The 22,924-nt window shown below is 66.6% G+C and carries 18 protein-coding genes; 11 read left to right on the top strand and 7 right to left on the bottom strand.

Annotated features, from left to right (window positions below; all coding sequences use genetic code 11):
* Positions 1 to 36: 36 nt before the first annotated feature.
* From ACSDG8_RS04970 to ACSDG8_RS04980, 3 genes are all read right to left on the bottom strand, one after another.
* Positions 37 to 981: a CPBP family intramembrane glutamic endopeptidase gene (locus ACSDG8_RS04970; protein WP_210890718.1), complete on the bottom strand. Its 945-nt coding sequence runs from the start codon at positions 979 to 981 to the stop codon at positions 37 to 39.
* A 3-nt stretch (positions 982 to 984) separates the two neighbouring features.
* Complete coding sequence (locus tag ACSDG8_RS04975; RefSeq protein ID WP_210890716.1) at positions 985 to 1,560, bottom strand: hypothetical protein; 576 nt, start codon at positions 1,558 to 1,560, stop codon at positions 985 to 987.
* A gap of 153 nt (positions 1,561 to 1,713) precedes the next feature.
* Entirely contained in the window at positions 1,714 to 2,730 is a 1,017-nt protein-coding gene (locus ACSDG8_RS04980) for a protein kinase domain-containing protein (RefSeq protein WP_210890714.1), read from the bottom strand.
* A gap of 508 nt (positions 2,731 to 3,238) precedes the next feature.
* On the opposite strand from ACSDG8_RS04980, the gene ACSDG8_RS04985 reads away from it, so the two are divergent.
* A complete protein-coding gene (locus ACSDG8_RS04985) occupies positions 3,239 to 4,099 on the top strand; it encodes a hypothetical protein (RefSeq protein ID WP_210942726.1) in 861 nt (286 codons plus the stop codon).
* Here the strand turns inward: ACSDG8_RS04985 and ACSDG8_RS04990 are convergent.
* Positions 4,077 to 6,812: an AAA family ATPase gene (locus ACSDG8_RS04990; protein ID WP_247677895.1), complete on the bottom strand. Its 2,736-nt coding sequence runs from the start codon at positions 6,810 to 6,812 to the stop codon at positions 4,077 to 4,079. The genes ACSDG8_RS04985 and ACSDG8_RS04990 overlap by 23 nt on opposite strands.
* Positions 6,813 to 7,153: 341 nt before the next feature.
* Here ACSDG8_RS04990 and ACSDG8_RS04995 point away from each other — a divergent pair, with 341 nt between their 5' ends.
* From ACSDG8_RS04995 to ACSDG8_RS05025, 7 genes are all read left to right on the top strand, one after another.
* Positions 7,154 to 8,050, top strand: coding sequence for an ABC transporter ATP-binding protein (locus ACSDG8_RS04995; RefSeq protein ID WP_210890708.1), 897 nt, complete (start codon positions 7,154 to 7,156; stop codon positions 8,048 to 8,050).
* 16 nt (positions 8,051 to 8,066) lie between these two features.
* On the top strand, positions 8,067 to 8,390 hold the full coding sequence (locus ACSDG8_RS05000) for a hypothetical protein (RefSeq protein WP_439427695.1): 324 nt from the start codon (positions 8,067 to 8,069) through the stop codon (positions 8,388 to 8,390).
* Between the two features lie 2 nt (positions 8,391 to 8,392).
* Positions 8,393 to 8,785, top strand: a complete 393-nt coding sequence (locus ACSDG8_RS05005; RefSeq protein ID WP_439427696.1) for a hypothetical protein — start codon at positions 8,393 to 8,395, stop codon at positions 8,783 to 8,785.
* A 72-nt stretch (positions 8,786 to 8,857) separates the two neighbouring features.
* Positions 8,858 to 9,697, top strand: coding sequence for an alpha/beta fold hydrolase (locus ACSDG8_RS05010; RefSeq protein ID WP_210890704.1), 840 nt, complete (start codon positions 8,858 to 8,860; stop codon positions 9,695 to 9,697).
* A gap of 50 nt (positions 9,698 to 9,747) precedes the next feature.
* Positions 9,748 to 10,392: a GOLPH3/VPS74 family protein gene (locus tag ACSDG8_RS05015; RefSeq protein WP_210890702.1), complete on the top strand. Its 645-nt coding sequence runs from the start codon at positions 9,748 to 9,750 to the stop codon at positions 10,390 to 10,392.
* Between the two features lie 246 nt (positions 10,393 to 10,638).
* Complete coding sequence (locus ACSDG8_RS05020) at positions 10,639 to 11,496, top strand: NAD(P)-dependent oxidoreductase (RefSeq protein WP_210890700.1); 858 nt, start codon at positions 10,639 to 10,641, stop codon at positions 11,494 to 11,496.
* 26 nt (positions 11,497 to 11,522) lie between these two features.
* Positions 11,523 to 12,194, top strand: coding sequence for a hydrolase (locus ACSDG8_RS05025; RefSeq protein WP_210890698.1), 672 nt, complete (start codon positions 11,523 to 11,525; stop codon positions 12,192 to 12,194).
* 1,262 nt (positions 12,195 to 13,456) lie between these two features.
* Here the strand turns inward: ACSDG8_RS05025 and ACSDG8_RS05030 are convergent.
* Together ACSDG8_RS05030 and ACSDG8_RS05035 are read right to left on the bottom strand one after the other, a co-directional pair.
* Complete coding sequence (locus ACSDG8_RS05030; protein WP_439427697.1) at positions 13,457 to 16,003, bottom strand: hypothetical protein; 2,547 nt, start codon at positions 16,001 to 16,003, stop codon at positions 13,457 to 13,459.
* A 53-nt stretch (positions 16,004 to 16,056) separates the two neighbouring features.
* Entirely contained in the window at positions 16,057 to 16,863 is an 807-nt protein-coding gene (locus ACSDG8_RS05035) for a class I SAM-dependent methyltransferase (protein ID WP_439427698.1), read from the bottom strand.
* Between the two features lie 56 nt (positions 16,864 to 16,919).
* Here ACSDG8_RS05035 and ACSDG8_RS05040 point away from each other — a divergent pair, with 56 nt between their 5' ends.
* From ACSDG8_RS05040 to ACSDG8_RS05050, 3 genes are all read left to right on the top strand, one after another.
* Positions 16,920 to 17,597 (top strand): HAD family hydrolase, encoded by a 678-nt coding sequence (locus ACSDG8_RS05040; RefSeq protein WP_439427699.1) that lies wholly within the window; start codon positions 16,920 to 16,922, stop codon positions 17,595 to 17,597.
* A 176-nt stretch (positions 17,598 to 17,773) separates the two neighbouring features.
* Positions 17,774 to 18,769, top strand: coding sequence for a hypothetical protein (locus ACSDG8_RS05045; RefSeq protein WP_439427700.1), 996 nt, complete (start codon positions 17,774 to 17,776; stop codon positions 18,767 to 18,769).
* 30 nt (positions 18,770 to 18,799) lie between these two features.
* Positions 18,800 to 20,449, top strand: coding sequence for a carbamoyltransferase family protein (locus ACSDG8_RS05050; protein ID WP_439427701.1), 1,650 nt, complete (start codon positions 18,800 to 18,802; stop codon positions 20,447 to 20,449).
* A gap of 17 nt (positions 20,450 to 20,466) precedes the next feature.
* Here the strand turns inward: ACSDG8_RS05050 and ACSDG8_RS05055 are convergent, their stop codons facing one another.
* Complete coding sequence (locus ACSDG8_RS05055; RefSeq protein WP_439427702.1) at positions 20,467 to 22,593, bottom strand: hypothetical protein; 2,127 nt, start codon at positions 22,591 to 22,593, stop codon at positions 20,467 to 20,469.
* Between the last annotated feature and the right edge of the window lie 331 nt (positions 22,594 to 22,924).

Here is a 22,924-nt window from a genome sequence, read left to right on the forward strand (position 1 = left end):
ACCGTCCCACGAGAACGTCACGAGGGCCATCTTCGGCTACCCGCGAGCTGCGGCCCTCGAGAGCGCGGACGCGGATCGAACGGCCGCCGAGTGCGGTGTTCGCGTGGGGCCGCTGCGCCGGGTGCGCACCCAGACCACCAAGGCGGTGATGACGACAACCGCGCTGGGAACGAGGACTCCGATCGTCGCGGCGCCCGCTGCGCGATCCGTCACGACATTGGCGATATCGGTGCGCAGCGCAGCATCGAACACGAAGGACAGGGTGTTGTACCCCGCGTGTAGCACCACTGCGATCTCGATACCCCCGCTGCGCCAGGTGATGAGCGTGAGCCCGATGCCGAAGATCAGGTACCAGAGATTCAGCCAGATGTCGGTCGACAGGTGGACGACCGCGAAGGCGACGCTGGATACCAGCACACCGACGGCGAGGCCCGCCCGCGCTCCGCGCGTCCAGCCACCGGCGACGCGGAAGATGAGCCCACGGAACCCGTATTCCTCACCCGCGGCCTGCAGGGGCGTGAGCAGGAGCGTGGCGAGGAGTATCCACAGGACGTCGGTGTAACTCCATTCGGTCTGCGGCAACGGCACCCAGTAGTGGAACGCCATGACGGCAACCCACGCGGGGGTGATCAGAAGCAGCGCGCGCCCGAAGACGTCGAACCGAAACCGCGAGATCACCGAGTGCAGCGACGGGCCTCTCACGCCGTAGAGCCACCGCTGGATGAGCATGCTCCACGGGATGATCAGTGCGACGGAAACCATGCCGGCGGTGTGCATCAGAGGCGTCCACTCAGTGCGGCCGTCGGTGTCGACGGCGGCATCCACGAACGCCGCCATCAGGCTGAGAGCGACGCCGGACAGCGTCATCCCGCCGATCAGAAGCACGATCGCGAGGATCCCACGACCGATACGACGTCTCTCCCCGGCCAGCACCCTGTGGTACTCGACATCGGGCGGAACGGTGTGCGTTTGCTCAGTCATGGCTCACGGCACCTCGACGACGAAGGTGAGCGCGGCCCACGCCGCGACGGTGCCAACCGTCGTCCAGATGACGATGGAGATGGCCTGCCAGAGCAGGACCCACCGGCGTGGAGTTCCGCCGCCCACGAGGATCGCCGACGTGATCTGGGTCGGAATGGCGAGAGGACCGAGGATGCTCGCACCGGGGACGCCAAAAAGGACGAGCCATCTGTTGAAGCGCCGGCGCCCCTTCGACTCCGGCTTCGTGGCTGCCGTCTCCTGGTACGTCTCCCCGAGGGCGCTCGATCGCGCTCCTGCGCCTCCCCCCACCCCGACCAGGCTGTCTCGGCGATCGACGATGGTCGTCCTGGCGCGTGAGGTGACCGCGACGACCAGCAGCACGCACAGAAAGTTCCCTACGGCGGCTGCGACGCCTGCGACAATCGGATGGAGACCACCGGCAATGCCGATGATGGCCGCTCCCTCACCATCGACAAACGGGATCGCGCCCGCCAGCATGACGATGAACGGCTGGACGATCCCGGGCACTTGGGCGACGAGCTCCTGGAAATTGCTGATGAGCTGCTCGATTGGACTCATGTCTGGTCCTCACCTTCATGTGATGTGAGTGCGTCATATGGCGGCGCGGCAGTCCTCGCCGTCGAGGGAGTTACGAAAGGCGCGCAGGTGGCGTTGACCTCGCCGGCGTGCGTCCAGAGCGGCCAGAGGTGGTGAGCCAGTGCGAACCGTTGCCTAGGTGGATCGTGTGGTGGCCATGTCCTTGTCACGGGCGGGTCGACGAGGCGAGTGGTCCGATGGCGATGCGGTGGAGATCGTCGATGTCAGCGCAGTGCGCCACGGCGGGTGGATCGGATTCGCGTTGTCCAACGCGTCCATGTCGGTGCGCTCGTCCGCACGGACCAGGCCCTTCGCCGCGGATTGGAGCGCTTCCCTGAACGATCGGGCGCTCTGGAACCGATCCTTTCGGTCCTTGGCGAGCGCCGTGAGGAGCACCGCGTCAAGCGCCGGAGTCACCTCGGTGCGGTAGGCACTGGCTCGCGAGGGCTCCTGGTGCACGTGCTGATAGGCGACGGCAACCGGGTTGTCACCGGTGAAGGGCGGCCGCCCGGTCAGCAACTCGTAGAGCAGGCAGCCCGCGGAGTACAGGTCACTGCGCGCGTCGGCGACCTCACCGCGCACCTGTTCGGGAGAGAGGTACTGGGCGGTTCCGAGGAGTTCGTGGGTCTGCGTTGCTGGGGCGGCACCACCCTCGACACGCGCGATGCCGAAGTCCACGACCTTGATTGCGCCGTCGGGAGTGACCATGACGTTGGCGGGCTTGATGTCGCGATGGACAACGCCTGCACGATGGCTGAACTCGAGCGCCGACAGGACCGCTATCTGATGCTGGATCGACTCCTCCAGCGTGAGCGCGCCCTCGCGGAGTCGGGCCCCCAGCGACTGGCCGGCGACGTGCTCCATGACGATGAACGGAACGGTCGGCTCGTCCGCCCGGCTGCCTTCGACGTTCTCATGTCCGACGTCATGAACGGCGACGATGCCGGGGTGATTGAGGCGGGCGACGGCCTGTGCTTCTCGCCGGAACCGGGACCGGAACAGCGGATCGCGGGCTAGCTCTGCGCGGAGCACCTTGACCGCGACCCAGCGCTTGAGCCGGATGTCACGAGCCAGGTGAACAACGGCCATGCCGCCCCTGCCCAGGACGTCGCAGAGCTCATAGCGTCCGCCAAGCACACGATCCGTACTCATGGGTCCTCCCAACTTTCTCGTTGTCGGTGCGTACCGGGAACGGGTTCGACGTCTGGTCTTCAGACGCCCGCCACGGGTTCCGGAGTCCATCAACCCCGGGTACGCCGGGGTCCGGATGCCCGATCCTGGCGACGTCACCAGGCTCGCACCGGAGGCCGAGCCCTCGCGTCGGTCACAACCACGTAGGTCCTCACGGCCCAGCGCCACCGAGAACCACTGAGGTGGCAGGTGCTAACTCGCAGCTTCCGCACTTCGCATCAGGGACGACTACGGTGTCGGCTACCTACATCTGGCGCGTTGACGGAGGCACAACTGCTGGCCGAGGTCGCCGAAGAACAACCGCTGCTGTGTCTCGTCGATGACGCGCAGTGGCTGGATGAGGCATCGGCGCAGCTCTCGGACCTCGTGGCCCGACGGGTGGGGGCCAACAGGTTGGCCCTCCTGTTCGGGGTGCGCGACTCCGACGACGGCGACCGCCTTCCGTTCGCCGGGGTTACCAGAGCTGGGCGTGGAGCGGCTCGGCGCGTCCGATGCGCGGGTACTGCTCAACGCTGCGGTACGCACACCGCTGGACGAGGGTGTGCGCGAACGAATCCTCGCCGAAGCGGGCGGCAACCCGTTGGCGCTGCTGGAGCTGCCCCGCAACATACGGTCGCCGTACTGGGCCGGCGGGTTCGAGCTGCCCGACGCGCTCAGCGTCCCGCGGCGCTTGGAGGAGAGCTTCCGACGCCGGTCAGCGAGCCTGCCCCCGCAGACGCAGCTGCTGCTGGCCGCCGCGCCCGAGCCGACAGGCGACGTGGCCCTGCTGTGGCGTGCGGCCGCGCACCTGGGCCTGGCTCGCGAGGCCACGACACCCGCGGAGGTCGCCGGGCTGCTGGAGATCGACGTCCGGGTACGGTTCCGTCACCCGCTGGTGCGGTCCGCCGTGTACCAGGCGGCCACCCTCCCGGGCCGTCGCCGCGCCCACGGCGCGCTGGCCGAAGCAACCGACCCACAGGCCGACCCTGATCGCCGTGCCTGGCACCGCGCACAGTCGGTGCTCGGAGCTGACGAAGAGGTAGCTGAAGGGTTGGAGCGCTCGGCCGAGCGGGCGCGTGCCTGCGGAGGCCTGGCCGCCGCGGCCGCGTTCCTGCAGCGTGCAGCCGAGCTGTCCCCTGAGCCCGGCGCCCGCGCGAGGCGGGCTCTTGCGGGCGCACACGCCAAGCACGAGTCCGGTGCGCCCGAGGCCGCCCTTGAGCTGCTGGCGGTCGCGGCTGTCGGGCCGCTGGACCCTCTGCCACGCGCCCGCCTGGAACTGCTCCGCGCCCAGATCGGGTTCCACCTGACACGAGACAGCGACGGCCCGCTCAGGGCAGCCGCACATCTTTGAGTTGCCGGCGGGAGGTGATGCCGAGTTTGCGGAAGATGTTGCGCAGGTGGGCTTCGATGGTGCGGGGACTGAGGAACAGTTGTGCGCCGATCTCCCGGGAGGTCGCCCCGGTGGCTACCAGCCGGGCGATGTGCACCTCGTGTGGGGTGAGGGCGTCGGTCGGGTGGGCGGTGCGCTTTCGTGGGTGTTCGCCGGTGGCGCGGAGTTCGCGGGCGGCCCGCTCGGCGAATGCGCCCGCGCCCATGTCCGACAGCAGTTGATGGGCGGTGTGGAGTTGGTCGCGCGCGTCCTGGCGCCGCCCTTCGCGGCGCAGCCACTCGCCGTAGACGAGCCGAGCACGAGCCGCGTCGCCGGCCATCCGGGACTTTCCGAGCCGTTCGATCGCTTCGCGGTAGTGCTCCTCGGCATCAGGCCCTGCGCTGGTCAGCGCTCGTGAGCGCGCGGCCAGGCCCAGCGCCCACGAGGTGCCGCACGCAACTGCGAGTGAGGTGAACTGCTCTAGTGCGAGCGCTGCTCGTGCCGGCTCGCCGGCACGGACGGAAGCCTCGATGAGCTCGGGTAGGCACGCGCTGCTGATCGACTGTTCATCAGACCTGCACGCCCTCGTCGCCGCTTCCTGCGCGACCGAGTAGTTGCCCAACCCGTTGTGGAGCACTGCCATCGCGTACTGAGCCAGGGAGACCTCCGCGCCCTCGTCGGGGTAGGTGTCATCGCTGGCGACGGTGGCGTCGAGCGCGGTGGTCTCGGCTTGGTCACCACGCCAGGCGTGGAGAATAACGCGAGCATGGCGCAACGGCACGCCCCCGGTGGCCTGGGTGATCACCGTGGCCTCGGTGGCCAGCTCGTCGGCGCGGGCGAGATCGCCCGTCAGGACCGATGTGATGGACAGGAAGTTCAGTGCGGCGGGGAGCGTCGCCAGCGCGCCGGCCTCACGAGCGAGCTGGACGTTACGGCTGGCCAGCACATGGAGCAGCTCGTCGTCGAGGATCGCCACGGCGTTGCGGGCGGCCAGCCACAGCCACCGGTCGCTCTGGCTGCACTGCACAGATTCCGCCTGCGGGCCGTCGCGGAACGCTTCCAACGCGAGCCGTAGACCTGGCACTCCCGCCGCAGAGCCCTTGCTCAAGGTCGTCGTGAGCCCGTCGAGGAGCAGGTCCACCGGTCGCGTCGGCGTCTCGGGTGCGGGGGCGGCCAAGGCCGCTTCGGCGATGCGCGCCGCGTCACCCCCTCCGTTGATGATCGCCGCATCCAGCGCATGTAGGTAGGTCTCGCGGGACAGCGCAGCGTCTAACGGGGCGAGTGCCTTGGCGGCATCCATCAGCATGCCCGGCACCTCGGTGCCTCGGGTCAGGTGGAAGGCGATCTGGGCTCGCAACAGGTCGAGATGCGCGCGTTGCAGGGAATCCAGCGGCTCGAGCGGTGCCGTCGTGAGCAGGTCCAGCGCGCTGTCGGACGCGCCGGCCTCGTGCTTGGCGCGGGCGGCTCCCAGCATCCGCCGAGCACGGGTGGCGTGATCGGGGGTGAGGGCTGCCGCGCGCTGCAGGAATGCGGCTGCGGCGGCCAGCCCGCCACGGGCCCGCGCCCGGTCCGCCGAGCGCTCCAGCTCCGCGGCGGCTTCCTCGTCGGTGCCCAGGACCGCTTGTGCGCGGTGCCAGGCGCGCCGGTCCGGGTTGGTCTGCGGGTCGATGGCGGCGGCCAGGGCGCCGTGGGCGCGGCGGTGGTCGGGCGGCGTGGTGGCCCGGTAGACCGCCGAACGCGCCAACGGATGACAGAACCGCACCCTGGTATCGATCTCGAGCAGTCCGGCGGCTTCTGCGGGTGCGGCCGCCTCGCGGGCGATCCTCAGCTCGGCGGCGGCGCGCCACAGCAGTGTCACGTCGCCGGTCGGCTCGGCGGCGGCGACCAGCAGTAGCAGTTGGGTGTCGGGGGGCAGATCGTCGGAGCGGCGCCGGAATTCGTCCTCGACGCGATACGGGACGCTGAGGGTGTTGGGCAGCTCGAACCCGCCGGCCAGCTGGGTGGGCCGCGTACTGCGGGGGAGTTCCAGCAGCGCCAGCGGGTTGCCGCGCGCTTCGGCGACGATCCGATCGCGTACCCGGCCGTCCAGCGGTGCGCGGACCGCGGCCGTCAGCAGCATCCGGGCGTCGGGCTCACCGAGTCCGCCCAGGCTCAGCTCAGGCAATCCGGAGAATGGGTGACTGGTGCTGGCGTCGCGTAGCGCGAACACCAGCGCCACCTGCTCGGCTGCCAACCGACGTGCCACGAACGCCAGCACCTGCCCGGAAGCCTCGTCCAGCCATTGCGCATCGTCGACGAGGCACAACAGCGGCCCGTCCTCGGCGACCTCGGCCAGCAGGTTGAGGGTGGCCAGCCCGACCAGGAACCGGTCCGGGGCAGGCCCGTCGCGTAGGCCGAACGCCACGCCGAGGGCGGCCTGCTGCGGCTCGGGCAGCGGAGCCGCGCGGTCCAGCAGCGGCCTGCACAGCTGATGCAGACCGGCGAACGCGAACAGCTCCTCGGACTCCACTCCGACCGAGTGCTCCACCCGGAACCCCGATCCGACCGCGACGCCACGGGTGTACTCCAGGATCGCGGTCTTCCCGATGCCAGCTTCCCCGCGCACCACCAGCTTCCCGCTGCGTCCAGCTTGAACCTGGGCGAGCAGGTGTTCGATGGCGATGCGCTCCGCGCGCCGGCCGAGAAGGTCGGTCAATTCCGCTCCCATCCGAGGCTGGCTGAGGTCCGTCGGGCCGGAGTTAGGTAGTTCTCACCGACGCGAACCGCAATACTTTCTGATCTTGATCGCCGTGGCAAGCCCGTGATCTTCACACGGAGCGGCTGACGAAGCGGATGCCGCAGGTCGAGGCGGGCCCCAGGCCCACGGCCTTTATCGCTGGTCAACCGCGTACCGGCCGCCCCTCGCCTGCTACTCGCACCGCCAGCGACCAGCTCGCGCCCGACACGGTGAGCTGACGGTGCGAGCTAAGGCGTTCACACCGATGCGATGGCGCCGCCAGTGACGGAAGTCTTGTGCCGAAGACGAAAGGATCCGAGATGCCCGTCAACCCAGTCATCGAAGTCGACCAACTGAATGTCACCTACGGCGAGTTCCACGCCGTCAAGGACCTCTCGTTCCAGGTCGCCCGCGGGGAGCTCTACGCACTCCTCGGCACCAACGGAGCCGGCAAGACCTCGACCCTCGAGGTCATCGAGGGCCACCGGACCGTGTCGGCGGGCACGGTGCGTGTCTTCGGCAGGAGTCCCACCGACCGGCGCGCGGTACGTCCCAGGATGGGGATCATGCTGCAGGAGAGCGGCTTCGCCGGCGACCTCACCGTTGCCGAGTCGGTCCGGCTGATCGGCCGGCTCTCCGAACGTCAGGACACCGTGGCGAGGGTGCTCGATCTGGTCGATCTCGCCCACCGGGCCGACACCCGGGTGGCGCAGCTTTCCGGCGGAGAGAAGCGGCGATTGGACTTCGCCACCGCCGTGTACGGGCGGCCGGAGCTGATCATCCTGGACGAACCCACCACCGGGCTGGACATCCAGTCACGGGACGCCCTGTGGGAGACCGTTCGGCAGTTACGCGAGGACGGCGCCACGGTCGTGCTCACCACGCACTACCTGGAGGAGGCGCAGCAGCGGGCCGACCGCATCGGCCTGATGCACCAGGGCGTCTTCCGCCGTCAGGGCACGCTGCCCGAGCTGACTCAGACCCTGCCGGCATCCATTCGGTTCTCGCTGCCACCCGGTGCCCCGGCGCTGCCGCTGCGACCCGCTCCGACGGCCGACGGTTCCTACACGATCGACACGTTCGACCTTCAGCGGGACCTCAAGACGCTGCTCGACTGGGCGGACGTTCACATGGTCGAGCTGGCGGGACTGTCCGCCGCACCGACGCGGCTGGACGATGTCTTCCGCGCCGTCGGCACCGAGTCCGTACCCTCCTGACCTCGAAGGGTTGCCCATGTTCCCCATCGCGCAGGGCGAGCTCATCCAGCTCCTCCGAAACCGTGCCGTGCTGATCAATAGCTTGATCGTGCCCGTGGCGGTGAGCATCTTCTTCATCAGTTACCGCGACACGTTCAGCCGGATCGGCAGCCTCGGCTACGTCGCGGCAGTGCTCATCTTCACCATCGCCGCGTTCGGTCTCTACGCCACCACGGTGACCACCCTGGCAGCTCGCCGGCAGAACCTCTTCCTCAAGCGGCTCAGGTCCACCGCCGCCAGTGACGCGACGATCCTGACCGGTCTGGTGCTCCCGATCAGCGTCATCGCGACCGTCCGGTGACGGTGATCCTCGTCGTGTTCGCCGGCGTGGGCCGAACCCCCGCCAACCCCGCACTGGTGGCGGCGGCCCTGGCCGCGACGTTGGTGATGATGCTCGCGTTCGCGATCGCCACTGCCGGAATCACGAACTCCCCGGAGCACGCGCAGGTCACCACGCTTCCGCTCAGTCTGGCTGTGGTCGCCGTGGCCAGTTGGGTCGGGATCACCGGCACCGAGAGCCTTGCGCTGCTGAAGCGGATACTGCCCGGCGGCTCGGCCACCGAGCTGGTCGTCAACGCCTGGAACGGCGGGGTCCCACTCGCCGACTCCATCATCCTGCTGGCGCCGACCCTGGGCTGGGTGGTGGTGGCGATCGTATTGGCCGCGCGGATGTTCCGCTGGGAGCCCCGTCGATAGGCGTCGGGCCACGACAACGACGTCCAACACCGACACCACCACCCGGTATGCGACAACAGGAGGGAAACGATCATGGGATTCATCGCCGTCGGGACCGAGAACAGCACCCCGATCGAGCTGTACTACGAGGATCAGGGTGCCGGTCAGCCGATTGTCCTCATCCACGGGTATCCGCTGAACGGCCACAGCTGGGAGCTTCAGACGCGTGAACTGCTTGCTGCCGGATACCGGGTGATCACCTACGACCGTCGTGGCTTCGGGCGCTCGTCGAAGGTAGGTTCCGGCTACGACTACGACACGTTCGCGGCCGATCTGGACACCGTGCTGGAGACGCTCGACCTGCGCGACGTCGTCCTGGTCGGGTTCTCGATGGGCACCGGTGAGCTGGCCCGCTATGTCTCGCGGTACGGCCATCAGCGGGTGGCGAAGCTGGCATTCCTCGCCTCACTCGAACCGTTCCTGGTCGAGCAGGACGACAACCCCGAGGGCCTGCCGCAGAAGGTGTTCGACGGGATCGAGGCCGCGGCGAAGGCTGACCGCTACGCCTGGTACACGCAGTTCTTCTCGGACTTCTACAACCTCGACGAGAACCTTGGCAGCCGGATCAGCCAGGAGGCTGTCACCGGCAGTTGGAACGTCGCAGTCTCCAGCGCGCCGGTGGCGGCCTACGCCGTCGTGTCTTCTTGGATCGAGGACTTCCGCGCCGACGTCGAGGCGGTCCGTGCCAGCCGCAAACCGGCCCTGATCCTGCACGGCACCGCCGACAACATCCTCCCCATCGACGCCACCGCCCGGCGCTTTCGCCAGGGCCTGCTCGACGCCGAGTACGTCGAAATCGAAGGCGCCCCACACGGTCTGCTCTGGACCCACGCCGAGGAGGTCAACGCCGTCCTGCGCACCTTCCTCCGCTGAACTGACGGAAGGGACACCGCGCGGAGGGAACTACGAGAAAGGAACGAGATATGGGCGAGAAGCCGACGTCGGTACGGGACGACCTGCTCATCGTCGACGACCTCATGCTGCTCCTGATGGACGACGACGGCGTTTCCATCCAGACAGCGGGCGCCCTGCACGACGCGCTTGGCGGCGCGGTGCTCACCGAGCTTGCCCTGCTCGGTCGGATCCAGACCGACAACTCCGGGGTGCTGGACGGCCCGCGGGTCACCCCGTCGGGCGATGGTCCGCTGCCCGACCCGCTGCTGCAGTCGGCCTACGACACCGTCGCCGAGAAGCCCCAGCGGGTGCGGCCGCTGCTCGTCGCGCTCGGCACCGATCTGTGGTGGGTGGTAATCGACCGGCTCGTGGACCGCGGCCTGCTGCACCCAGCACGTCCTGAGGAGGCGCAGCTACGAGCGCGGATCCGCCGGATCCTGGAGGACGGCGAAGCCCCGGATCCCCGCACTGCGGCGATCATCGGGCTGCTCTTCGCCAGCGGCGCTGTGCCTTCGCTGCGGCCCCCACTGTCTTGGACATCGACAACGGTGGCCCGAGCCAGCGAGATCGGACGCGGCCATTGGGGATCAGAGGCCGTCTCCACCGCGGTGACCCGCACCGCGGCGGCGATCGTCGCCGCCAGTGCCGCCAGCGTGGCGACTACCACCAGGTGAGCGCCGACCGGCGAAAGGAACGCTCGACAGCCGCCCTGGACCAGGCGCTCGAGGTCCGAGCGACCGCGGTCGGACCGGCCTCGCCGGCGGCGGCAAGGGCCCTGGATCGCCTCCGGCGTCACGGGTGCGGGGTGTCCGGCCACGGGGAGTTCCATGACGTTCACTACGCAGTTCAACGGTCTGGCCGACCCATGACCTGCCACACCTCACCCGTGGGCACGGATCTATTGAATAGGAGCTAAATGCATGGCAACGATCGCAATCGTGGGATTCGGCGACATGGGCGAGCAGATGGCGCCTCATCTCCTCGCTGCCGGACATCAAGTGCGAGTATCTGATATCTCGGACTCCCGGCTCGAAAAAGCTAGGCGCATCGGGACGACCGCGGTCGCGTCGGCCGCAGAAGCGGCGCGGGGCGCTGATGTGATCTTCGGCCTCGTGATGTCGAATGACATCCCGACCGCCTACCTGGGCGACGATGGAATACTCGCCGGCGCCCAGCCTGGTGCATCAGTGCTGATCTGCTCGACCACCACCCGAGCAATCGTCGACCAGGTCCGCGCGGCGGCGCCCAGCGGAGTGGCCGTGCTCGACTCGCCCATCGTCGGCGGTGTGAAGTACGCGCGCGAGCGGACGATCACGTTCCTGGTCGGCGGATCGGCCGACGATTTCGGGCGGGTGAAGTCGGTACTCGATGATCTCGGCAGATCCCGGCACCTGGGTGAGTTCGGTGCGGGCGTGGACTACAAACTGATCACCAACGTAGCCATCATGGCTGCGGAGGCGGGACTGCGCGAGGCGCTGGACCTCGCGGACATCCTCGGACGCGACTATGAGACCTCGTTGGAGTTGATGGCGGCTGGGCCTATGAGAGCGGTCGTGGAGCGTGCTCTGGACGTCGCCAACCCTCGTCCGCTACGTCGCTCTGCGGAGGACGACGACACGCTGGTGTCTGCCGTCGATGACCCGGCCAGGTTGCTGCCGATCTCCACCGCGGGCCGACAGCGACTGTGGGAAGCGGTCAACGTCGATCCGAATTTCGAACCCGACTTCGTGGACCTGACGCGCAAGACCACCTCGCGCGCCGCCGGCATCCGCTCTTAGGCCAGCAGACACCAGAGGAGATGAGTATGACTACTATCCCGACAAGCAAGAAGATCAATCCTGAACCGATCCGCGATCCCGATTCCGACCACCTCTTGACACCGCAAAACTGCGCCATTGCGTTCATCGACTACCAGGAAGGCCAGTACGCCACAGTCGGTTCCGCCAGCCGGGACGAGATCAACCTCGGTGTGGTGACGCTGGCGCAACTGGCGCGAGCTTATGAGATTCCGACGGTCGTGACCACCGTGGCGGTGGGAATGGGCGTGCACAAGCCGACCGTCGACGAGATCACCCGTGAACTACCCGGCATCACTGAAATCGACCGCACAGGTGTCAATTCCTGGGAGGATGCGGACTTTCGGGCCGCGATCGAGGCCACTGGACGCAAGAAGATCGTGATGGCCGGCCTGTGGACAGAGGTCTGCCTCGCGTTCCCAACCCTGGACATGCTTCTGGAGGGCTACGAGATCTACCCCGTGATCGATGCTGTTGGAGGCGTTTCGGCGGTGACCCACCAGACAGCCATCGACCGCATGCTTCAGGCCGGGGCGCAGCCGATCACCTCGCTGGCGTTCGGCTGTGAACTCATGCGGAACTGGGCCCGCTCGGACGCTGACCGGTACCGAACCATCATCAACGACTACTTCCGCCGCAAGCGTGAAGCAGGGCAGTCCGCAGGTGATCTGTTCTCCTAGACGAGTAATTCCGAAGTCGGGTCAGTGGTCGTAGGCGATCAAGGACCTACTACATCGCCAGCTTGGTTGCCGCACCGCGTAAACGGGGGGTTTTCGGGGGCAGTTCAAACCTTGATCGAAGAAAATCAAAGCCCTGACCAGTGTTCCCGCTGGTCAGGGCTTTTTCTTTGTCGGGACGGCCGGATTCGAACCGACGACCCCTTGACCCCCAGTTTTACAACGATTCTGTCACGGCATGCCGGAATAGCTCAATACATTCGCGTACCCGGACAGAACGACAGCACGCATCAAGTCCCAATGCCATGCCATGTCGGCCACTCCTCCCCCGGCGGGCCGTCGCCGTTGCCGGGCCCGTTACGGCGAGCGGTCAAGGAGCCGCCCTGCCGCCCCGTCCAGGCTGCCCTGTTGAGGAGAAACACTGCCTGCAGGACGTCCTAGGATATGGCTGCCGAGAAATCCGGGCGCTCTTCGCGATCAGCACACTCTCGATAGCTCGGGCCGAGTTGGCCTGGGTATTGCCGGCCGACGAGCACCTGTCGCGCTACACAAGCGCCGCTTTCTGGGCGGGTTCGTCGTCTTCCTGGCCTGGGGAGGGCCAGCGCGCGGTCGCCGCAGCCCGGTCGCCGGTGCGGCGGCCAACCGTGACGAGCATCAGCTGCGCCGATTCCACTATCAGCGGTTCGCCGACGCCACCCGACCGGGGCGACAACACCCCGGATCATGCGTGCGACAGGGGCAGACGGACACGGCCGCCCCTGGGCAGGTCTCTTCGTAACGTGGCTGCCGGCAATCCGACGCACTGGCTCGCGGCCAAGGCGCGGCGATCGCATGCGAGGCGGTGCGGGTATACGGCGACTACCAAGCCTTCCTGAGCTTGGATGTCGGTCAGGGTGATCATTATGCGGTCGGGGTTGGCCGCGGAAGGCAAGCGGCTACACGACGCGCCCCTGCTCGACACTGGGGCCTGGGTGCAGGAATGTTCGACCAACTCGGCCGCCACGGGCGGGTGCTGGTGGTGGTGGACCAGCCCGCGCCTGTCGGCGCCCTGCCCGTCGCGGTCGCCCGCGCACGCGGGCATCAGTCCAGCGTAACTCCGCGATCGGGTTCCACTGCCGCAGGGGCGAGGCCAACATCGCCAGAGCCACCCGCCACGCGCAACCTCCGCCCTAACGGCCTCATCGAGGTTGTGACCAGGATATATTCCCATTACGCCATGACCTTGGACCCCGGACACTCAAGCCACTGAAGAAGTAGGTCCGCCGTCAGAGATCTTCCATCGCGGCCAAGGTCTGTTTCGCGATTACGGACCAGTCGTAGTCACGACGCAACTCGGTGATGGCGTCTCGTGCCTGTGCCAGGCGCTCATCCGTCAAGGCATCGATACACGCAGCGAGATCCTGCGCGGTCTGCCCGTAACGGATTCCGGCATCCCGCAGCACTTCACGGAGGAATCCCCAATCGGAGGTTAGCGCTGCCGTGCCGCTGCCGATGCAGTCGAAGACAGTGCCGGTGGCAAGCATGCCCTCGGATGTGAACGGGAGCACGATCGCATCAAAGGCGGCCATTCGGCGACGGAAGCGGCGGTCAGGCAAATGCCCGTATTCAACCGTGACGCGCGGGTCCCCCGACGCCGTGCCGGTCGCCGCCCGGGCCACGAGGTGCACGTCGTCTCGGCCGCATGCCTCGACCGCCTCGACCACCAAGCGGACGTCCTTCTCCACTCGCGGCTGTCCGATGACTGCAATGCGAAGCTTCGCGGTCGGCCAAGCCTCCTCTCGTTCCACCTCCGCACGTGTCACTGACCGGAAGTCGTCGTAGTGCGTTGTCCACGCACCGTGCGGAACAACCAGATGTCTCGTGTGCGGACCATAGGCATAGTGCTCTTGAGCGACGGCCTTGCCGTACTCGCTATGGTGCAGGACTAGGTCGGCCGCTTTCGCCCAGAGCGCGTATGACTCAAAGCCAGACTGATCCTTCAACCGGTGCGGCATAAGGTTGTGCTGGGTCCACACGATACGGACCCCGGCCGCCCGTACCCAGCGGATAGCCGCGGCGGTCCTCTTGGGATCGGTCCCACTCCAACGCTCGGGCCAGGCCAGGTGGAGAACGTCCACGCCGCGAAGGCGATCCGTCAACCCGGCGTCGCAGTCGCCGGTGGACAGCACGGCCGCTGCACCTACGAGCGGACCGTACAACGCCTGGTTGTACTGGTGGTCCAGATCAGTGCTGGCGATCCGGAGACCCCGAGTGAGACGCCAGGTAAAGGCGAACGCCCGGCGGCAGATGAACTCCACCTGCTGGACCCGTGTGACGGCGTCCCAATGGCCGTACCACTCTGCCATTCCGTCCGTGTCAACAGTTAGGTGACCGCTCGTCGGCTCGGTGGCGAGGCAGAGCGGCTGCTCGGCGTTGTCGCCGACGGCCAGTCCCACCGTAACCGCTCGGTCCGTATCGAATTCCAGCTCCTCGTGCACTTCCAGAGTGCGTCCACGCGTCCGGTAGGTCGCCGTACGCCGTCCTGGCATGCTCCATCGGTCGTCGGCAGCAGCCCCCAATGGCGCCCAGGCGTGGTGTTCCACGGTCAGGCCCCGATCGTCCAGGTCGAGACGTCGCACCGGTCCCGAGGGAACGAGGAGGGGCGAGGAGGCAAGCAGCACGGTCGGGATCATGGTGGGCGGCCCTAAGACGCTCTGCTCAAAAAGCCTGGGCCGGCGCGGCACCGGGAGATAGCCAGACGATTCGCCGCGCATCACTGGCAGCACGAAGGCAAGATCTCTCGATCGGACCGTCCAGGCACCGGAATGGCTTCGCTCGTCGAACACAATCAGGCGATTCGCGGGCGGCTGCGGTCCCGCCGGTGCGGGATATCTCGGGGACGGCGAACAACTCCGCAACGCCCGAACCGCCAGCAGCAGTTTCCCATAGACGTCGAGAGTCAGTTGCAGGCGCCGCGAAGCCCCCCGGTAGGGATCAGAACTCCGGTGCTGATGCGCCGTGACGACGCCGTGAGAGAACCAGCCGGCCAAGTCGTCAACGGCGTGTGCGAGGCGAGCACGCCAACGGTCCGGGGACGGGCCGAGCCGGCGGTGCAGGCTGACTGCAGCCAACTCGATCGTCATCGCCAGCGAAAGGATACCGACGGAGCGTCCCCACACCACGGCGCCGCCAGGCTGAACGAGGTCGTCGAGGTCAACGATCACTCGGGTCAACCCGGCGAGCCATGAGGGACCGATCGACGACGCGAACGGTTCCGCCAGCAGATACATGTCGGGGGTGTAGATGTCGTACTGCGTCCAAGGCTCACGCGCGTCGTTGATCCAACCGGTGGATGTCGACGAGAAAAGCTCGCGGGCGCGGTGCATGGCGTCGTCGAGGCCATCCGGCTCGCCGCCCTCGATCCGGCCCTGCGCCCACATGCAGCGGGCGAGAACGACGTGGAAGTTCCGGCGGGGCCGGGGCCGCTCCTCGGCGAGCGAGCCGAGGAGACGCGGTGATCTCGACGCCATTCGTGCTGCTGCTGCTTGTTCGGCCGACAGCCGGGAAAGCCCACCGAGGCGGTGCACGGTTTCCGCGACGCGGTAGGACGAGAAGGCCTCAATTTCGTCGGCTGGCAGGTTGTCCAGCAGGCGGAGCACCGCCGGCTCGAGGCCGACGCCGGCGACCTCCGTCACGCCCAGATCGAGCAGCAGCCCAAGGACGTAGATCAAATCCGCGCGCGTGTCCGCGCCGACCGGGTGCCCTGCGTAGCTCCCGGGGAGGTGGAAGCCGGGAGCCACGCGAGTGGTGAAGGCACTGATGCCCGCCAGCACGAACCGCAGGATCCTGTCGGCCAGGAGCTCCTCGCACGGAGGTTCACACTCGGTCACGATGGGTCGGCGCTTCCGCGACCCTCATGCGACTCCGTACGCGCTCCTGCCGGTCGCGCGGTGATGAACACCCACCGCAGGTCGTACTCGACATCGCCGTCACTCTCGCCGAACGCGCGCAAGCTGCGCACGAATGCCGGGGTCGATCCGAAGTGCTCGAGGAGGGCTGCACGTGCTGCCGATTCCAGCGGGTACCGATCCACCCATTCGTTCAGTGAAGTCCGGCGCCGCAATTCGTTCGTCAGCTCCACTGCGAACCCACATCGCTCTACCGTGCTCCGCAGCTCTGCGGCGGTCCAGAGGTGCTTGCGCAGTGGCTGACGAATCTTCATTGCAGTCGACCACCAGGCTTGGTCGGAAGTCTCGTCGAACGGGACTATCTGCGCGATGAGCAGCCGGCCGTCGGGCGCCAGGACGCGGACGACCTCGGCGAGGGCGGCGTCCGGATGCTGGAGGTAGTGGAACGACTGCCGGCAGATCACGGTGTCAATCCTGCCGGCCGCGATCGGCAGATGGTGGCCGTCGCTGATCACCGACGGGGCATGCCTGGCATGTTCCCGCGTCATGGCGGGCGAGATGTCGACGCCGACGTAGGAACGGACTTTCGCTGATGACTTGGTGACCGCCTGCGCGACCGCACCGCTGCCGGCCCCGATCTCCAGCGCTACACCGCCAGGCCGGCGGGACAGGAGAGTGACTACCGGCTCCAAGGACACCGGGTCGGTGACCCAGCCTGCAGCGCGAGCGTAGTTGGGTGCCCGGGCGTCAAAGTGAAGGGCGATCCGATCCTGTTGCACAGCCACCTGGAGACTCTACACTGGACCAGCCTGTCTGGTGACCCGACAGAGTGGAGGAATAGATGGTAAAACCTTCTCCGACGGCCATATCGACCATTGTTTTCGACTTCGACGGCACACTCGTCGACTCGGGCGAAATCAAAAAGACGGCATTCATGACCGCTCTCGGTGCGGGTGATTCCGTCGACCGTAAAGCATGCGAGAAGGCGTACGCGACGCATGGCACCGTGAACCGGACGGGACTGCTCGCCTCGAGTTTCACCGACCTCTACGGCCGCGAGCCTGACCCCGCTGAGCACCAGGCTTTGGTCGAAGCGTACACGGACTACTTTCGGCGGCACATCGACGAGATCGTGGTTTTTCCGGGCCTGGCCGAATTCTGTGAACGGTATGCCGCGAAACGCATCATGATTTCCTCCAACGCACCTCGTACTGAGATCGTGGAACTGTGCGACAAACTCTCCCTGAGCGCTTACTTCGCGCGAACGTACGGCTGGCCCGTATCCAAGGAGGCCGCATTGCGCGAGATTTTGGTCGACTTCCGGCTCGAGCCCGCGGAACTTCTCTATGTCGGCGACCGCTATGAGGACGGCCTCGTAGCGGAGAAAGTCGGCGTCCCGTTTCAGCGGCTCGACCCTGGTTTCCATTCCCGGTCGACCACCGACGGCATTCTCCGGTCGCTCGCCGAACTGGCCGAGGCGATCGACGCCCAAGATCAGGCACCTGAGGGTCACCATTGAAAAGCTCCCGCCCGCGCCGCGTCCTTTTCTATGCGACGGGCCGGACGGGCGTGGGTCAAACAGTACGTGCATTGCGTCTCGCCTCTTACCTCCGAGAGCTGGACGCCGACACGGAAACTCTTGTCGTCACCGGCGTCAGGTCTGGGGATCGTCTTTTCCGCGGCCGATCCTGGAGCGTGCTCGCGCCCGCCGAGATTACCGAGCTGATCGCTGCTCTGCACCTGCAGGCCGGGACGGAACAAGGCGGGGATGATCACATGGCCGCTCTGCGAATGGCGGCCTCGCGTCGAGTGTCGGCCATCACTTCGGCCTTCGCTCCGGACGTGGTCGTGTCGACCTCGCATCGGGGCGTCCTTGGCGAAGCCGACGAACTGCTGCGGTCGTCCCGCGAGCGTGGTTGTCGGCTGGTACTGGCTCTCCGCGATATCTATCATCCACCGATGTACGTGGATGATTTCGGGTCCATGGCCGGTAACGAGTTCGACCTCGTACTGGTTGCGGGCCGATCGGCCACGCTGGAGTGGCTACCGGGAGGGCTTTTCGACGGAGGCCTTGCGCCGAAGGTGAACCTCTTCGGGTATCTCCGGCCCCTCGAACCTCAACCGGTACCCGTGACCGCCAGCAACGATTCGCTGCGGATCCGCTGTCAGGTGGGCGGCGGGCGCGATGGCGCCCGTCTCGTCGCGGCGGTGGCTGATGCAGTAGCCGCTCTGCGACGCCGATCCGGTCGCCGGGTGGAACTGCTCGCCACGACGGGCCCTCTCATGCCGCCCGCCGTGGCATCGGCTCTGCAGTCCATCGACCATGCCGGTACGCAGATCCGGCCGTGGTCCGACGACATCGTCGACCCAGCGGCGAAGCTGGAGCCCTGGCCCGACGTCGTGGTCTCGATGGCCGGGTACAACTCCTGCGTAGAAGCCGGTTGGTCCGGTGTGCCCCGGGTCCTCGTCGCGAGGGAAGAGCCGGACGATCTCGAGCAAGCGATCCGTGCAAGGCTGTTCGCCGAGTGGTTCCCGTCCATCTCCACGGCGTCCCTAGGGCACCCGCACGGACTATCCCACGCAATCGAGGTCGCGGCGGCTGCCAAGACGGACACCTACCCGTCCACCCAATCAGTGCATGTGTTCGCGGACCCTCGGCACGTCGCCTCGGCCGTACTCGGACTGGGCTAGCTACCCGGAAGCGACTGAGGGGGTTGCCGAATGAATATCCTTGGAATCTCGGGCGCTTTTGGTCATGATCCGGCCGCCGCACTAGTCAGCGATGGAGTGCTTGTAGGCGCTTGCGAGGAAGAGCGCTTTACCCGCCAGAAGCGGGCCATGCGTCAACCGGCCATGCATAGCGTCCAGGCCTGCCTGGACATGGGGAGGATCGAGCTGGCCGACGTTGACCACATCGCGATCGGCTGGGATCCAGACCTCGCACCCCACGATATGCGGCTGCGGGACAGCCTCGCCAACTTCCTGGCCAGCCACCGGCTGATACGTGAGTCGCCGCCCTCTATCCATCGTGTGCCGCATCACTTGGCACACGCGGCGCTCGGCTACTTCACCTCGGGTTTCGACGATGCGGCGATCCTCGTCGTGGACGGTCAAGGCGAGGATGTGGCAACCACGATCTTCCATGGCCGAGGACAAAGGATTGAAGAACGTCTGCGGTTCGGCATCGCCGACTCGCTCGGATTCTTCTACGCGGCCGTCACCCGGTATCTTGGATTTTCGGTTGGCGGCGGCGGGAAGACTATGGGACTGGCCGCCTCCGGTCTGCCGACCTATGACTTCCCGGAGTTCATCCTCTCCCCGGACGGTTACCAGATCAAGATGACCGGCAACGACAAGCCGGCTCGGATGACGAACTGGATGCGCCGATTCGACGAGGTCTTCGGCCCGCCTGCGGCGAACAGCTTCCACATGGACGCCTCGACCGGCCTGCTGCGATCCCCTGTCGAACTACCGCCCCACCTGCGTAACGCGGCAGCCTCCGCTCAAGCCATCCTGGAGTCGGCACTGGTGCATCTGGCCCGGCTGGCGCTGGTCCATACGGGCAGCCGGAACCTGGTCATCTCCGGCGGGGTCGCGTTGAACTGCTCGGCGAACGGCCGGATCAGGGAAACGATCGGCGACGCGCAACTGTTCATCAACGGCGCCGCACACGACGGTGGGACCGCGCTTGGTGCTGCCTTTGCGCTGGCGGCCGAGTGCAGCGAGCCGGTCCCTCTCGTGCGTTCCCGAAGCATGTTCACTGGCCCGTCCTTCGATCCAGGGCCAACCGTCCTCCGAGCGCGGCGTCTCGGGCTGACCGTCACCTCCACCGGCGGTGACATCGCCGGCCTGGTGAGCCGACGCCTCATGGACAGCCGGGTCGGAGGTTGGTTCTCCGGCCGCTCGGAGTACGGTCCCCGCGCTCTCGGCGGACGGTCCATCATCGCCCGGTCCGATCGCATCGACGTCCGCTCCCGAATCAATGCGATCAAAGGGCGGGAAGCCTGGCGCCCGCTCGCCCCGGCGATGACGCCCGACACCGCAGCGGCCGTGGGGGTCGGCGGTGACGGGCTCGATTTCATGATCGAGGCGAGATGGCTTTCCCCCGAACACACCGAAGGCCCGCTCGCCGGAATCGTCCATCTCGACAACTCGATCCGGCCCCTAGTGGTGACCGAGGACCGGCACCCGTTCTTCGACCTCCTCCAAGCGGTCCGGCACGACACGGGCCACGGGGTCGTGACGAACACTTCGTTCAACCAGGAATTCGAGCCGATGGTCAACTCACCGATGGACGCGCTTCGCACCTTCGTCGCGAGCGACCTCGACTTCCTGGTGCTCGAGGACGTCTTAGTGGAGAAGCCGCATTGAAGAACGCCATAGGCGACTCAATTCGCCGATCCACTCGAGCCGTTCCTCGCGATGACCACGTCGCGAAGGGCCGCCATCCAGCGAGGCTCGCCACCGACTCGGCTCGCGCGATAGCCGATGTACGCGACCAGGGCCGCGAGGGCGACGAAGCCGGACGCGGTAATCTGCACCCAGGTGGCCACATCGAGTTTGACCGATGATATGAGCAGGCTGTATGCCGCCAGAACCGTCGCGATCGCCACGGTCACCGAAATCCCTACTGTGCGTCTGGCAAAGGTCTGCACCTTTGCAACCATGGCCTCGGCATCAGCCTTCTGCTGACGCGTAAGCTCGAGCTTTCGCCGCAGCTCTGAGTCCCGGTCCGGATCGTGCCACGTCCCAGTGCTCTCGTCCCGCACGTTGACGCCGCTGGTCAGGCCGCTGGTCGCGTGGATCCGGATCAACGCGGCCGTCGCCAGACAGATCGCCTCCAAGGGCGGGTGCCCGGCCACCAGGGAGGACTCAAGATCGTTCTGGAGCGTGCGCGCCGAATCGGCCACTCGCGCGCGTACCAGTGGATCGTCGCTGTTTGTCAGCGACTCAGCGATGATCGCGCGACGCGAGATGGACTGACTTTCGTCTTTTAGAACCTCGCACAGGAAATCCATGCTGGCAGCGTCGTGTCCGTCTGCCCGCACCGCGAGCAGAGCCTGATATATCCGGTCGATTTCCGTCTTCGGCACTAGGCGGTCGTGGACGTTGAGGCCCTGCAACCACAACTTGGCCTGCTGCAACGATGCGGTACTGCTCGTATAGTTTCGTCCCTCGATCCAGGAGCGCAGTGGCGCAACACGCTCCGCCGGGAACTCGAGCAATTCCATCGTAGAGGCGATGGCCGCGGTTGGCAGGACATGCCCGTCAACGTGTGGCATACCGCGCAAGCGCATGTCGATGTATGGCGACAACAGGTCCCTGATCTGGTCCAGTGCTAGTGCCTGCGGCGCCGCATCCGGATCCTCGACCGCCTCGTTGATGGTGCTCGCCACCGTTGCGAGTGCCCGCGCGAGAGTAGTCTGCCCATCCCGGAAGCGTTCCTGAACCGTCTCGAACCAGCGAGCGAACCGATCGGCAATCTCAAGATACGCCGGCCTGCCCCCGCCCACGGTGACAAGCAGTGGTTGGTACTCCCCAACGCTTTGACTACCGCCGTCTCGCGCGTGTGCCGTGATCGACCCTTCATTCTCCAACCGCGTCTTGGTCTCCTGACCTAGCAGCGACCCCAGATCGGACCATGTCCAGCTACGGGAGATCACGAGGTGACTGAAGTGCCGGTACGGCACAAAGTTGACACGGACCTCGGATGGGTCCGAGATTGCTTGACTGCTCAGGTGTCCGCCGCGAAGCACCGCACGCCCGAAGGCGAGTTGGATGCAAGCGTCCATCGACGAGTCCTCACCTGCCGGGTGGAGGTACAGCGTGCCGCGCCCGCGTACCGCACGTGATACGGCATGCGCCAGCAGGCCCGGATCAGCCAGCCAGTCCAGCGGAAGCATACTAATGATTGTGCGCGCCCGCGGCGTCCGGCTCCGCAATATCGCGTCGACCTGGCGACCACCCATGCGCATTGTGGTGATGGAGCGCCACTCGCGTTCATAAAGCGGTCGAACCTCGCTCCACACAACAGGAGACCGATCACCGAATTGTCCTAGATTCAGGGTGATCGGACGCTGGCTGTCCACACGTAGGGCACGCCGGTCCACCGTCACACGTTGCACCGTTGAATCGGCAATGCCGCGAAACGAAACTTGGTGCGCCAGCGGCAGAAAGGTGCAGTCGCGAACCACGCCGGGCGGCAGGAATTGATGGAGAATGACAATTCCCATGCCCTGGTTCGACGCCGCCCGGATGACTTCTCTGGCGGCACAGGACGCCTCAAAGATGGACGGATGAGTCAGGGAGTTCGACGCGAAGACAATGGCACTGAACCTCATTTCCGACACGTCACGGAAAAATCGGTCCACCGTGTACTCGTCGTAATAGCGGAATTCGATCCATGGAGTACCTCTGCGAAGGCGGTCGAAGCCCTCCATTCCAGAATCAGAGTTGTGGTCACGTTCCGACGTGGTCTGAATTACGCCAACGAGGGCCGGCACAATGATGTCCACCGCACACCCTTCCGGACGACACGACACCCCTCTCAATGGAAGCGTCGCCGAGGGACAACCTAGCAAGCGCTAACAAGGGGGCGTCTCGACCGTTTGTGGCGGCGTGCCGCCACAAACGGTCGAGACTCTCGGTGCCGGGGTGTCGTCCCGCAGTGCATCCCCGGCGGGACCGAGCCAGCGCGGCAACTGACAGCGGGCTCAGCGGTGCAAGGCCGGCATTCCAGCGCCTCGCAGCCGGGTTCGACATCGGCGTAGCCAACGCGTTGCGTTGCCAGCAGGCCTTCGACCGCTTACCGAAGAGACCACACCCATTACCGTCCGACCCCTTGGG

Origin of the sequence: Micromonospora sp. LA-10, assembly GCF_051853095.1 — a bacterium.
Taxonomy (GTDB): Bacteria; Actinomycetota; Actinomycetes; order Mycobacteriales; family Micromonosporaceae; genus Micromonospora; species Micromonospora echinospora_A.

Coding starts and splice junctions, on each gene's coding strand:
- ACSDG8_RS05050 (WP_439427701.1), top strand. CDS start 18,800: ATGAATATCCTTGGAATCTCGGGCGCTTTTGGTCATGATCCGGCCGCC.
- ACSDG8_RS04980 (WP_210890714.1), bottom strand. CDS start 2,730: ATGAGTACGGATCGTGTGCTTGGCGGACGCTATGAGCTCTGCGACGTC.
- ACSDG8_RS05040 (WP_439427699.1), top strand. CDS start 16,920: ATGGTAAAACCTTCTCCGACGGCCATATCGACCATTGTTTTCGACTTC.
- ACSDG8_RS05025 (WP_210890698.1), top strand. CDS start 11,523: ATGACTACTATCCCGACAAGCAAGAAGATCAATCCTGAACCGATCCGC.
- ACSDG8_RS05000 (WP_439427695.1), top strand. CDS start 8,067: ATGTTCCCCATCGCGCAGGGCGAGCTCATCCAGCTCCTCCGAAACCGT.
- ACSDG8_RS05015 (WP_210890702.1), top strand. CDS start 9,748: ATGGGCGAGAAGCCGACGTCGGTACGGGACGACCTGCTCATCGTCGAC.
- ACSDG8_RS04970 (WP_210890718.1), bottom strand. CDS start 981: ATGACTGAGCAAACGCACACCGTTCCGCCCGATGTCGAGTACCACAGG.
- ACSDG8_RS05010 (WP_210890704.1), top strand. CDS start 8,858: ATGGGATTCATCGCCGTCGGGACCGAGAACAGCACCCCGATCGAGCTG.
- ACSDG8_RS05020 (WP_210890700.1), top strand. CDS start 10,639: ATGGCAACGATCGCAATCGTGGGATTCGGCGACATGGGCGAGCAGATG.
- ACSDG8_RS04975 (WP_210890716.1), bottom strand. CDS start 1,560: ATGAGTCCAATCGAGCAGCTCATCAGCAATTTCCAGGAGCTCGTCGCC.
- ACSDG8_RS04995 (WP_210890708.1), top strand. CDS start 7,154: ATGCCCGTCAACCCAGTCATCGAAGTCGACCAACTGAATGTCACCTAC.